This is a genomic window from Actinosynnema sp. NPDC037264 (assembly GCF_055603705.1).
Map to the genome: position 1 here is coordinate 79,185 of NZ_JBVJVK010000005.1, position 11,531 is coordinate 90,715.

The window sequence follows — 11,531 nt, forward strand, 5'->3', positions numbered from 1 at the left end:
TTCACTCAGCCGAGTGGTCACTCGACGTCAATTTCCCGAAGCACGTAATACTGCCGGGCGACCCTCGATCGTGAATCAGGCCGTGAGTTCCAGCGAGGAGCCCTCGCGGGCCTTGCGGACTCGCAACCGGGTCGGGATGCGCTGCCGCAGCTCCTCCACGTGGGAGACGAGGCCGACGACCCGGCCGCCGGCGCGCAGCTCGTCCAGCGTGGTCATCACCAGCTCCAGGGTCTCGGCGTCGAGCGTGCCGAAGCCCTCGTCGATGAACAGCGTGTCCAGCACGGCGCCCGCCGCGACCACGTCGGCCAGGCCCAGGGCCAGCGACAGGGACGCCAGGAACGACTCGCCACCGGACAGCGTCTTCGCCGGTCGCTGCTGCCCCGAGTAGTCGTCCATGACGTCGAGGCCCAGCCCACCCCGGGTGCCGCGCGGACCGGCCTCGATCGAGTGCACGAACCGGTAGCGGCCCTGGCTCATCCGCTCCAGCCGGGCGCTGGCCGCCACCGCGACCTCCTCCAGCCGGGCGGCCAGCACGTACGTGCGCAGGGTCATGCTCTTGGTGTTCTGCCCGGACCCGTTGATCACGTCGGTCAACGCGTCCAGCTCGGCGAACTCGGCCTCCACGGGCTCCAGTCGCAACCACGCGTCCCGGAGCCGCTCGGCCAGGTCGGCGGCGCGCGCGGCCCTCGTGCGGGCGTTCGTCAACGCCGTCGCGGCCTCGGTCGCGGCGTCGCTCGCCACCCGGAACCGCTCCTCCGCGCCCGCCACGTCGACCTCGTCGTCCGGGTCGGTGTCGGGCAGCTCGGCCAACGTGCTCTCGGCCGCGGTCCGGGTCTTCTCGACGTCGCGGATCCGGGTCTCCAGCTCGGCGACGGCGGTGGCCGGGCGTGCCGCGGCCAGGGCGTCGGCCACGTCGGCGAACCCGGCGAGCGAGGCCAGCCGCGCCACCTCCAGCCGCTGGTCGGCCAGGCGCTCCTCGTGCTCGGCCACGGCGGCGCGACGCGCGGCCAGCTCGGTGAGCGCGTCGGCCAGGTCGCCGAGGTGCGCCCGGCGCGTGCCGACGTCCGGGAAGTCGCCGCGGGCCTCCTCCAGCCGCGCGCCACGCTCCTCGACGGCCTCCACCAGCTGCGCCCGCTGCGCGCCCGCCTCGGCCAGTTCCCGTTCCAGCGCGCCACGCTGGTCGAGCGCGCGCTGCACCTTGGTCTCCAGCTCGGCCAGCTCGGCCTGCCTGCTCTCCCACTGCTCGGCGCACGCCACCACGGACCGGTGCTCGCGCTCCAGCTCGGCCGGCGGCCGGTCGCCCAGCTGCTCGCGCAGCAACGCCAGCCGTTCGCCCAGCCGGTGCGCCTCCTGCTCGGCCCGCTGCCGCCGGTCCAGGGCGCGCTGGTCCTCGTCGGCGGCGCCGTCCTCGTCCAGGGCCGTCACCGCGGCCGGCATCGGCTGCGCCGGCGACGGGTGCTCGGCCGACCCGCACACCGGGCACTCGTGGCCCGCGCGCAGCCGGCCGGCCAGCTCGACCGCCATCCCGTCCAGCCGTTCCCGGCGGATCCGGAGCAGCTTCTCGCGGGCCTTCTGCTGCGCGTCCACCGCGTCCCGCCGCGCCTCGTCCGCCTCCCGGAACGCCCGCTCCACGCGCGGCAGCTCGGCCGCGGCGGCGGCCAGCCCCGACACCTGCGGCAGCCGGGCCGCGGCCTCCGCCGCCTCCTCGACCGCGCCCCGCGCGGCGGCCAGCCGGTGCGGCACCTCGTCCAGCTGGGTGACCAGGGCGGCCAGCCGCTGGGACGTGGTGGCGACGTCGCGGTCCAGCTGTGCGATCCGCCGCTGGTCGACGCGCTGCCGCTCGGCTTCGGCGGCCAGGCTCGTGAGCCCGCCCGCCTCCTCGCGCAGGCGTTCGGCGTCGCCGCGCAGGTCGGAGCCCTCGTAGCCGAGGGCGGACACGGCCGCGGCCGCCGCCCGCTCCTGGGCGACGGCGGCGTCGAGCTCGCGCGCCAGCTTCACCGCGCGGTCCTGCGCGGGCGCCACGACCGCCGCCTGCCGGGCCGCGTCGCGTTCGGCGACCCACGCCCGCAGGCTCGGCTCCACCTCGGCGAACCGGTCGAGGTGGCGGCGCGCGTCGCGCACCCGGCGGACCCGCTCGTGCCGCGCCCGCGCCTCCTGCCACTCCCGCTCGGCCGCGGCGCGCCGCCCGGAGGCCTCGGCCGAGAGCCGCTCGGCGTCGCGCTCGTCCTCGTCCAGCCGCTTGAGCAGGGAGCTGAGCCACTCCTGGTCGCCGCCGCCCTCGGGCAGCTCCTCCAGCGCGACCTCGGCGACCTTCAGCGTCAGGTCGCGGTGCTCCTGGCCGAGCTGCGCGACCTCGCGCCTGCGTTCGGCGCGGCGTTCCCGGAACCACTTCTCCACGTCCAGGAACCGCTCCGTGCCGAACAGCTTCTCCAGCAGCTTCTCCCGCTCGGCCGTCTCCGCGCGCAGGAACCGGGCGAACTCGCCCTGCGGCAGCAGCACCACCTGGAAGAACTGCTCGGCCGTCATCCCGAGCAGGCCCTCGACCTCGCGGGCCACGTCGTCGATGCGGCTGTGCCCCTCGCCGGTCCACCCGCTGACCCACGTCAGCGACACCTGCGCCTGCTGCCGGGTCGCGCCGTCGCCGCGCTTCTTCGGCCGCTCGTACTCGGGGCTGCGCTTGATCCGGAACCGCCTGCCGCGCACGGTCAGCTCCAGCTCCACGTACGTGGGGGTGTCGCGGTCGGCATAGTCGCAGCGCAGCCGCTTCACGTCGCCGCGCGCGCCGGGGACCTTGCCGAACAGCGCGAACGCCACCGCGTCGAGCAGCGTCGTCTTGCCCGCGCCCGTGTCGCCGTGCAGGAGGAACAGGCCGTCCGCGCCGAGCAGGTCGAAGTCGACCTCCTCGAGCCGCGCGTACGGGCCGAACCCGCTGACCGCCAACCGGTGCAGCTTCACGACTCGTCCTCCCGGGCAGCCGCGGCGAACGCCTCGCGCAGCAGGTCCAGCTCGCGCGGGCCGGGCTGGTCGCCGCGCACGTCCTCGACGAAGCAGCAGGCGATCTCCTCGTCGCCGCGGCCGCGCACCCGTTCGGCGAACCGCAGCTCGCCGGTCCGCCCGCCCTCCGGCCGCCACTCCACGTGCACCGCGTGCGGGAACCGCTTCTGCAAGCGGCGCAACGCGTCCAGCGGGCGCACCCGGTCGGTCAGCGTGACCGAGAGGAAGTGGTCCTCGACCGGCTCGTGGTCCGGGTCGAGCAGCAGGTCGTCGAGCGAGCCGCTCACCGCCGACAGCGCGCGGGGCACCGGCAGCGACCTCCGCTGCACCCCGGCCAGTCCGCCCGCGCCCAGCTCGACCAGCCACACCGACTTGTGGTGCCGCGCCTCGGAGAACGAGTACGCCACCGGGCTGCCCGAGTACCGCAGGTGCTCGGCCAACGTCTGCTGGCCGTGCAGGTGGCCCAGCGCCACGTAGTCGACCCCGGCGAACACCGCGCCCGACACGTCCTGCACGCCGCCCACCGCGATCGTGCGCTCCGACTCGCACGGCTCGCCGCCGGTCACGAACGCGTGCGCCATCACCACCGACCGGGTGCCCGGTCGGGCCGCGAGGTCCAGCTTGATCCGCCGCATCGCCTCGGTGAGCACGCCGCCGTGGCCCTTGGCCTCCACGCCGAGCGTGTGCCGCGCCGTCTCCGGTTCCAGGAACGGGATCCCGTAGACCGCCACCGGACCGTGCTCGTCGGCGAACAGCACCGGGTCGTGCAGCTCGGCCACCCGCGTGCGCAGGTGCAGGCCGCCCGCCTCGGCGAACGCGCCGAGGAAGCCCAGCCGGGCCGCCGAGTCGTGGTTGCCCGGCGTGATCACGATCTTCGCGCCCGCCTCGCGGAGTCGCTTGAGCACCCGGGAGCACACCGCGACGGCTTCCGCGTTCGGCACGGCCCGGTCGAACAGGTCCCCCGCCACGACGACCGCGTCGACCCGTTCGTCCGACACCGTGTCGGCGAGGCCGCTGAGCACCGCTTCCTGCTCTTGCAGCAGGTCACGGCCGTGGAAGGTGCGCCCCACGTGCCAGTCGGACGTGTGCAGGATCAACACGTCGGCCACGCTAGGGCCGGCGGGCCCTCTGATCGTCCAACCCGCTCGGCGTGTCGCTCGAACGTGTGGTCGGACACCTGTGCGCGATGATCGGGGGATGACGGCGGTCCTCAGCACGGCGGCGGTGGTCGTGGCGCTCCTGCTCGCGGGTGCGTTGGTGTTCCTGTGGCGGCTCTACCAGGACAGCGTGCGGCGCACCGACGCCGCGCTGGCCGCGGTGCGGGCCGAACGGGAACGCGGCGACGCGCAGTGGGCGGCGTTGCAGCGCTACGAGGTGGCGTTCTCCTCGGTCAGCGGACGCGGCGAGCTCGGCGAGAAGGTGCTGGTGGAGACGGCGCGGGTGCTCGGCCTGCGCGAGGGGATCCACTTCGACCTGCAGGTGGACGTGGCGGGCGGCGGTTCGGTGCGGCCGGACCTGGTGCTCAACGTCGGCGGCGGTCGGCGGGTGCCGGTGGACGCGAAGATGAGCATGGCCACGTGGGCGGAGGCGGTGGAGACCGACGACGCGACCGAGCGCGTCGACGCGCTGCGCGTGCACGTGCGCAACATCCGGGCGCGGGCCGCGGAGCTGGCGGGCAAGGGCTACCAGCGGTGGGCCGACGCCATCTACGGCACGATCATGTTCGTGCCGAACGACGGCGCGGTGGTCGCGGCCCTGGACACGGACCCCGAGCTGCTGCGGTGGCTGCTCGACCGGCGGGTGTTCCTGTGCGGGCCGACCGGGTTCGCGGTGATCGCGTCGGCGGCGATGTTCGCGGTGACCGACCGCGCGCTGGCCGACGACGTCGAGCAGGTCAGGGCGGCGGCGTCGCGGGCGCACCGGGCGGCCGACGGCGCCATCGACGCGGTGAACCTGTCGAGCACGCACCTGCAGCGGTTCCTGTCGGCGCGGCGGCGCGAGCTGGACGCGTTGGAGGGTTTCCGGGCGGCCGTCGAGCCGTTGAGCAACGCGTCGTCCGACGTCACACCCCTGCCGCTGGTGCGGCGGACGGACGAGGCGGGCCTCGGTGCACCCTTGGACGCCCGGGAGGCGTAATAGAGTGTGTCGGGACTGAGCCGAACGAGGAGTGTGCGTGACCGCTGCAATGCGTGACGACTCGCGCAGCGAGCCGGAGGACGACGAGTACACCGCCGTCCGCTGGAACGACCGCGCCATGTTCGGCAGCTTCCGGGGTCTGCCCTGGTGGGCCGCGGTGCTCATCGCGTTCGTGGTGGCCATCGTCGGCACGTTCGTCGACGTCAACTCGGCCGCGCACACCGTGGGCTGGGTGTTCGCCGTCACGTTCTTCGTGGGCTGCGTCGGCGCGGTGGTGTTCGTCGAGCGGCGCTCGATGTTCGGCCCGGTCGTCCAGCCGCCGCTGGTGCTGGCGATCGTGGTGCCGGTCCTGGTGATGCTGACGCAGGGCATGCCCGGTGGCGGGCTGGCGGCGGTCGGCCTGGCGCTGGGCAAGCCGTTGATCGACGGTTTCCCGGCGATGGCGATCACGACGGCGTGCACGGTGATCATCGGCATCGTCCGCGTGACGACGCAGAAGGACCCGAACCGGCCGACCAAGGACGAGAAGCGGGAGGCGAAGCGGAAGCCGGACAAGCCCCGCCGCGCCGACCGCCAGGACCGCCCCGACCGCCCGGCCCGCGCCGAGAAGCCGGAGCCGGAGGACCGCCCGAAGAAGCGCCCCCGCGCCGACCGCGGCGAAGCGCCCGCGGACCGCCGCCGCCCGGCCACCGACGAGGACCGCCCCCAGCGCCCCCGCCCGCCGGCCGGCTCCCCGGACCGCCCCCGGCGCCCGGCCCCGCCGCGTGACGGCGCCCGGCCGCCTCGCCGTCCCCGCCCCCCGCGCGACGAGGCCTGACGGGCGTCACCGACCGGGCGCGACCGGCCACTTCCAGGCGAGGCGGACGATGACGGCGACCAGCGCCACCTCCACGGCGCTGCCGACGAGGTAGTAGACCCACGTCTCGCCGACGCACGACGCGATCAGGGTGATCGCGTAGAGCACGCCGACGACGATGGTGACGATCCGGTTGACCCGTGCCTCGAGCACGAGCGACAGGACCACCATCAGGATCGGCGGCAGGAGGTAGATCAAGGTCGAGACCAGGAACACCTGGTCGACCGCGAACGGCGTGCCCGCCACCTCGCCGTCGAGCGCGGCGTCGAGGACGTCGGCGCGGTAGAACCCGAAGATGTCGACGTAGGCGAACGTGAACAGCACCGCCGTCCACAGCGCGCCGAGCACGAGCTTCACGTCGACCGGGGTGTCCCGGTACTGCTTCCCAGGTGTCGTCCGCACGGCCATCCGCTCCTCCTGTGGGGGCTCCGGAGGTCCAGCGTGATCGTGCCGGGCGCGGACCACATCGGGCTCTCGGCCGACGTCCTCCCGGCCGGTCGGCCAATGCCCGAGCGGTACTTCCGGTCAGGACTCGTGGGCGAGCAGCCAGCGCTTCACGTCCGCGCCCCAGCGGAAGTTGCCGATCGCGCCGCCGGTGCGGATCACCCGGTGGCACGGCACGAACAGGGTGGCCGCGTTGCGGGCGCACGCGGTCGCGGCGGCGCGCACCGCGGACGGCCTGCCCGCGAGCAGGGCGTAGTCGGCGTAGCTGACCGGCTTGCCCGCCGCGACGGTTCGCAGCGCCTCCCACGCCTGCTGCATGAACTCGCCCCCGCGCTGCCGGACCGGGACGTCGGCGATCGCGTCCAGGTCGCCCGCGTGGTAGGCGCGCACGGCCCTGGTCACCGCGCCCAGGTCGCGGCGGTGCGCGAGGGTCGTCGGGCGCAGTGACGGCGAGACCTGGGGCAGCAGCTCGTCCACGTCCGCGGTCCACCCGCTGGCCAGGACGGCGCCGTCCATGGCGACGACGGTGGTGAAAGGGCTGATCGGGGTGTCGACGGTCGACACGTGGCCGGTGCTCACGCGGTCCTCCTCAAGTGCATCGCGGCGTACGAGCGCCACGGGCGCCACGCGATGTTGTCGCTGGTCAAAGGGATGTCAGGGGCGCCGAGCACGCGCATCACCACGTACGAGGCGACCTCGCGGCCGACGCCGGGGAACGCCGACAGCTCGGCGTGCAGCTCGTCCGCGTCACGGCCGACGTCGACCCGCAACGTGCCGTCGGCCAAGGCCCGCGCCACCGGCGAGTCGATCGCCGAGGGCGCCGGGTACAGGTGTGTCACCGGACCGTCGGGTTGTTCCAACGGCTCGCCCGGCGCGTCGTGGCCGAGCGCCCTGAGCAGGGTCTCCGCGCCGTCGACGCTCCCCGGCAGCCGCACGCCCGGCCGGGCGACGACCGACGGCCGCAACGCCGGGTCGGCGGCCAGGAAGTCGTCCACCGCCACCGGGTCGGCGTCCAGGTCCAGCAGCCGCCGCACCCGGCTCACCGCGCTGCCCAGGTCGCGCAGGTCGGTCAACCGCAACGAGCACGACACGTGCCCCGCCGCGGGCTCCAGCAGCACGGTCGCCTGGCCGTGCGGCAGGCGCAACGACCGCGCGTAGCAGCGGTCCGTCACGTGCTCGACGCCCGGGATCGCGTGCGCCCGGAAGTACGCCAGCAGCCCCGCCGCGTCGAACGGCGGCCGGTACGGCAGGCGCAGCGTGATGCGGCCCGGCGTGGTCGACGCGGCACGGGTCGAGCGCATCGCCGACGGCGTGGCCGCGAACACCGCCCGGATCGTGTCGTTGAACTGCCGCACGCTGGCGAAACCGGCCGCGAACGCGATGTCCGCGAACGACAGGTCCGTCGTCTCGATCAGCAGCCTCGCGGAGTGCGCGCGGTGCGCACGTGCCAGCGCCAGCGGTCCGGCGCCCAGCTCGGCGGTCAGCACGCGGGTCAGGTGGCGCTCGGAGTAGCCCAGGCGCGCCGCGAGCCCCGGCACGCCCTCCCGCTCCACCACGCCGTCGGAGATCAGGCGCATGGCGCGGGCGGCCAGGTCGGCGCGCAGGTTCCACTCCGGCGAGCCGGGCACGGCGTCGGGCAGGCACCGCCGGCACGCCCGGTAGCCGGCGGACTGCGCCGCCGCCGCGGTCGGGTAGAACTCGGCGTTGCGGCGCTTCGGCGTCACGGCGGGGCAGGACGGCCGGCAGTAGATCCGGGTCGTGCGCACCGCGAGGATGAAGCACCCGTCGAAGCGGGCGTCGCGGGCGGCGACGGCCCGGTAGGCGCGTTCGTCGTCGAGGAGCATGCGACCCACTCTGCCAGGGGCGGGACGTGGGGTCTCGCGGGAATCGGACACGGCGTTGGGGGCGCGTAGACTCACCCACCGTGAGTTTGACCCTCGGTATCGTCGGCCTGCCCAACGTCGGCAAGTCCACCCTGTTCAACGCCCTCACGCGCAACGACGTGCTGGCGGCGAACTACCCGTTCGCGACCATCGAGCCGAACGTCGGCGTGGTGCCGCTGCCGGACGCCCGCCTGGCGAAGTTGGCGGACATCTTCGGCTCCGAGCGCGAAGTGCCGGCGGTGGTGTCGTTCGTCGACATCGCGGGCATCGTGAAGGGGGCGTCCGAAGGCGCGGGGTTGGGGAACAAGTTCCTCGCCAACATCCGCGAGGCGAACGCGATCTGCCAGGTCATCCGGGTCTTCGACGACTCCGACGTGATCCACGTCGACGGTCGCGTCGACGCGGCCGCCGACATCGAGACGATCAACACCGAGTTGATCCTGGCCGACCTCCAGACCCTGGAGCGGGCCATCCCGAGGCTCGAGAAGGAAGCCCGCACGCAGAAGGACCGCCGTCCCGCGCTGGAGGCGGCGCAGAAGGCGCGCGAGGTCCTCGACGGCGGGCGCACGCTGTTCGCCGCGCAGTCCGAAGTGGACGGTGAGCTGCTGCGCGAGCTGAGCCTGCTGACCTCGAAGCCGTTCCTGTACGTGTTCAACGCCGACGAGGCCGTGCTCACCGACGAGGCGAAGCTCAAGGAGCTGCGCGAGCTGGTGGCGCCCGCGGACGCGGTGTTCCTCGACGCCAAGGTCGAGGCGGAGCTGCTGGAGCTGGACGAGGAGTCCGCGCGCGAGCTGCTGGAGTCGATCGGGCAGCACGAGCCGGGCCTGTACTCGTTGGCGCGGGCGGGCTTCCACACCCTGGGCCTGCAGACCTACCTGACCGCGGGTCCGAAGGAGTCGCGGGCCTGGACGATCCCGAAGGGCGCGACCGCGCCGCAGGCGGCCGGGGTGATCCACACGGACTTCGAGCGCGGCTTCATCAAGGCCGAGGTGGTCTCGTTCACCGACCTGGTGGAGGCGGGCTCCATGGCCGCCGCGAAGGCCGCCGGCAAGGTCCGCATCGAGGGCAAGGACTACGTCATGGTCGACGGCGACGTGGTGGAGTTCCGCTTCAACGTCTGACCGGTTGATCGAAGGAGGTCGGACAGCTCGTCCGGCCTCCTCGGCATGCCCCACCGTCCTCCCGGGTGGTTCGATATCCGGTACCAGAGAAGAGGGGTGCCCGTCGTGTCCATCACCGCGAGCGAGGCCCGTAGAGACCTGTTTCCCCTGATCAAGAGGGTCAACGAGGACCACGACGCCGTCGAGATCGTGTCCAAGCACGGAAACGCCGTGCTGGTTTCCGCCCAGGACTACGCCGCCCTGCGCGAAGGCTCCTACCTCCTGCGCTCGCCCGCGAACGCTCGTCGGCTGCTCAAGGCCTACGAGAACGCGTTGAGCCGGATCAACTTCTCCGAGCGCGCGCTGATCGCCCCGGATGCGGCAGACGCGGACAAGGGTGGCGAGTGAGGCTCTTCTTCGAAGAGCACGGCCGGGAGGACTGCACGTCCTGGCTCAAGAACGACCGCAAGACGCTCGCCCGGATCGACAAGCTCATCGAGGACGTCCTCCGCGACCCGTTCACCGGGATCGGCAAGCCCGAACCGCTCAAGCACCACCTCCCGGGTGCTTGGTCGCGGCGGATCGATGACGAGCACCGGCTGGTCTACCTCGTCGTCAACGACGAGATCGTCATCCTCGCGGCCCGTTATCACTACTGATCGAGGGAGAGTTGCCCGGAGCCGGCGTACCCGGGAACTGCGACCGGATCTTGCTACCACATTGGTGGCATCACGGCATGGCGATGACGTTGCGGCTGTCCGACGAGCAGGAACGCGCGCTCGCCCTGCTCGCCGAGGCGGACGGGGTGAGCAAGCGCGAGGCCGTGGTGCGCGCGATCGCCGACGCCGCCGCACGCCGGGTCCGCCAGGACCGTGTACGAGGCCTCTCCGCTGAGGGGCGCGCGCGGTACGCGGGGCTGCTCGACCGGCTCGCGCAGTGACCGTGGAGTACCTGACCCTGGAGGACCTGCTGGCGCTCGCGGACGACTTGGGCGTGCCCCAGGTCCGCGACGTGGGCCTGCTGGACTCCGCCGCCCACCGGCCGCGGTCGTCGCTGATGGGGCAGGACGCGTACGAGGGCGTGCACGAGAAGGCCGCCGTGCTGCTGGAGTCGGTCCTGCGCAACCACCCGTTGATCGACGGGAACAAGCGGCTGGGGTGGATGTCGGCGTTCGTCTTCTACGGCCTCAACGGGATCGACCTGGACGCGCCGGAGGACGACGCCTACGACCTGGTGATCGCGCTCGCGACCAGTGGGATCGGCCACCCGGAAGCCGCCGCGCGCCTGGCCGGCTGGACCAAGCCCGACCCGACGCCTCCCCGCGCCGCGCCGGAGTTCCGGTTCACCGACCCGGCATGAGCTTGGCCAGGTCGAGGTCGATCTCGAACGGCACGGTGAGGTGCAGCGAGTCGCGGAACACGCCGGTGGGCGCGTAGGACTTGGTCGGCTCGTCCAGCTCGTAGACGTGCACGACCGGGCCGCCGGCCTCGTCCTCGACCAGCCAGTAGTGCCGGATGCCGGCCGCCGCGTACTTGCGCAGCTTCACCGTGCGGTCGCGGAAGGCGGACTCGGCTGAGACGACCTCTGCCACCAGCAGCACGTCGACGGGCTCGAACCACGTCTGGTCGGGGTCGTAGGGCGAGGACGTCACGATGACGTCGGCTTCCGGGCGGTTCCGGGCGTCGAGTCGCACGGTCATCCCCTGCACGGCCTCGATGCCGCGGGGTGCCACGTCGTCGAGCGCACGGGTGAGCTCGGAGAGGAGGCGGCTGTGCCACGACCGCTGCGGGTAGATCCGGAAGACGAGCGTTCCGTCGATCAGTTCGGTGTGGCGGGGAGCGTCGGTCAGGAGGTCCAGGTCTTCGGCGAACCAGCCTTCCTCCCGTGGCGGGCACATCCAACCGGGCAAGGTGTTCATGGCGGTGGACGCTAGGTCGTGAGCAGGTGCCCTGGTAGTCGCACGATGGCATGGCGCGACCACGACGACGGACCGGTGGGGCGGAGCACCGAGCCGTGAACAGACCTCGGGGGGGGGGGGGGGGGGGGGGGCCCCCCCCCCCGACCGCTCGTCTGAGAAGCTCGACGCCCCCTCTTTTTCCTTCGTCTGGCCAGGCGCAA

At 73.3% G+C, this 11,531-nt stretch carries 13 protein-coding genes; 7 read left to right on the forward strand and 6 right to left on the reverse strand.

Annotated features, from left to right (window positions below; genetic code table 11):
- Positions 1-75 precede the first annotated feature (75 nt).
- Positions 76-2,955, reverse strand: coding sequence for an AAA family ATPase (locus ACZ7GX_RS08325; protein WP_498774240.1), 2,880 nt, complete (start codon positions 2,953-2,955; stop codon positions 76-78).
- Positions 2,952-4,094, reverse strand: a complete 1,143-nt coding sequence (locus tag ACZ7GX_RS08330; RefSeq protein WP_498774242.1) for a metallophosphoesterase family protein — start codon at positions 4,092-4,094, stop codon at positions 2,952-2,954. Before ACZ7GX_RS08330 ends, ACZ7GX_RS08325 begins: the two co-directional genes overlap by 4 nt.
- A 97-nt stretch (positions 4,095-4,191) precedes the next feature.
- Between ACZ7GX_RS08330 and ACZ7GX_RS08335 the strand changes: the two genes are divergently transcribed.
- A complete protein-coding gene (locus ACZ7GX_RS08335; protein WP_498774244.1) occupies positions 4,192-5,130 on the forward strand; it encodes a DNA recombination protein RmuC in 939 nt (312 codons plus the stop codon).
- 37 nt (positions 5,131-5,167) lie between these two features.
- Positions 5,168-5,947 carry a DUF6542 domain-containing protein gene (locus ACZ7GX_RS08340; RefSeq protein WP_498774246.1) on the forward strand — a complete coding sequence of 260 codons (780 nt, stop codon included), beginning with the start codon at positions 5,168-5,170 and terminating at the stop codon, positions 5,945-5,947.
- 6 nt (positions 5,948-5,953) lie between these two features.
- Here ACZ7GX_RS08340 and ACZ7GX_RS08345 read toward each other — a convergent pair whose 3' ends face one another.
- The 3 genes from ACZ7GX_RS08345 to ACZ7GX_RS08355 form a co-directional block, all read right to left on the reverse strand.
- Positions 5,954-6,394 (reverse strand): DUF6326 family protein, encoded by a 441-nt coding sequence (locus ACZ7GX_RS08345; RefSeq protein WP_498774248.1) that lies wholly within the window; start codon positions 6,392-6,394, stop codon positions 5,954-5,956.
- A 117-nt stretch (positions 6,395-6,511) separates the two neighbouring features.
- The gene (locus tag ACZ7GX_RS08350; RefSeq protein WP_498774250.1) at positions 6,512-7,009 is read right to left on the reverse strand and encodes a methylated-DNA--[protein]-cysteine S-methyltransferase; all 498 of its coding nucleotides are present in this window, start codon (positions 7,007-7,009) and stop codon (positions 6,512-6,514) included.
- Entirely contained in the window at positions 7,006-8,274 is a 1,269-nt protein-coding gene (locus ACZ7GX_RS08355) for a bifunctional transcriptional activator/DNA repair enzyme AdaA (RefSeq protein WP_498774252.1), read from the reverse strand. Before ACZ7GX_RS08355 ends, ACZ7GX_RS08350 begins: the two co-directional genes overlap by 4 nt.
- Positions 8,275-8,354: 80 nt before the next feature.
- Here ACZ7GX_RS08355 and ychF point away from each other — a divergent pair, with 80 nt between their 5' ends.
- The 5 genes from ychF to ACZ7GX_RS08380 all read left to right on the forward strand — a co-directional run bounded on the left by ychF (position 8,355) and on the right by ACZ7GX_RS08380 (position 10,772).
- Positions 8,355-9,434 carry a redox-regulated ATPase YchF gene (gene ychF / locus ACZ7GX_RS08360; protein WP_498774254.1) on the forward strand — a complete coding sequence of 360 codons (1,080 nt, stop codon included), beginning with the start codon at positions 8,355-8,357 and terminating at the stop codon, positions 9,432-9,434.
- Between the two features lie 105 nt (positions 9,435-9,539).
- Positions 9,540-9,821, forward strand: coding sequence for a type II toxin-antitoxin system Phd/YefM family antitoxin (locus tag ACZ7GX_RS08365; protein ID WP_498774256.1), 282 nt, complete (start codon positions 9,540-9,542; stop codon positions 9,819-9,821).
- On the forward strand, positions 9,818-10,072 hold the full coding sequence (locus ACZ7GX_RS08370; RefSeq protein WP_498774258.1) for a Txe/YoeB family addiction module toxin: 255 nt from the start codon (positions 9,818-9,820) through the stop codon (positions 10,070-10,072). Before ACZ7GX_RS08365 ends, ACZ7GX_RS08370 begins: the two co-directional genes overlap by 4 nt.
- Before the next feature lie 77 nt (positions 10,073-10,149).
- Complete coding sequence (locus ACZ7GX_RS08375; RefSeq protein ID WP_498774260.1) at positions 10,150-10,353, forward strand: CopG family transcriptional regulator; 204 nt, start codon at positions 10,150-10,152, stop codon at positions 10,351-10,353.
- On the forward strand, positions 10,350-10,772 hold the full coding sequence (locus tag ACZ7GX_RS08380) for a type II toxin-antitoxin system death-on-curing family toxin (RefSeq protein WP_498774262.1): 423 nt from the start codon (positions 10,350-10,352) through the stop codon (positions 10,770-10,772). Before ACZ7GX_RS08375 ends, ACZ7GX_RS08380 begins: the two co-directional genes overlap by 4 nt.
- Here ACZ7GX_RS08380 and ACZ7GX_RS08385 read toward each other — a convergent pair.
- Positions 10,756-11,331 (reverse strand): Uma2 family endonuclease, encoded by a 576-nt coding sequence (locus ACZ7GX_RS08385; RefSeq protein ID WP_498774264.1) that lies wholly within the window; start codon positions 11,329-11,331, stop codon positions 10,756-10,758. The two genes, ACZ7GX_RS08380 and ACZ7GX_RS08385, sit on opposite strands and share 17 nt — an antisense overlap.
- Positions 11,332-11,531: the final 200 nt, after the last annotated feature.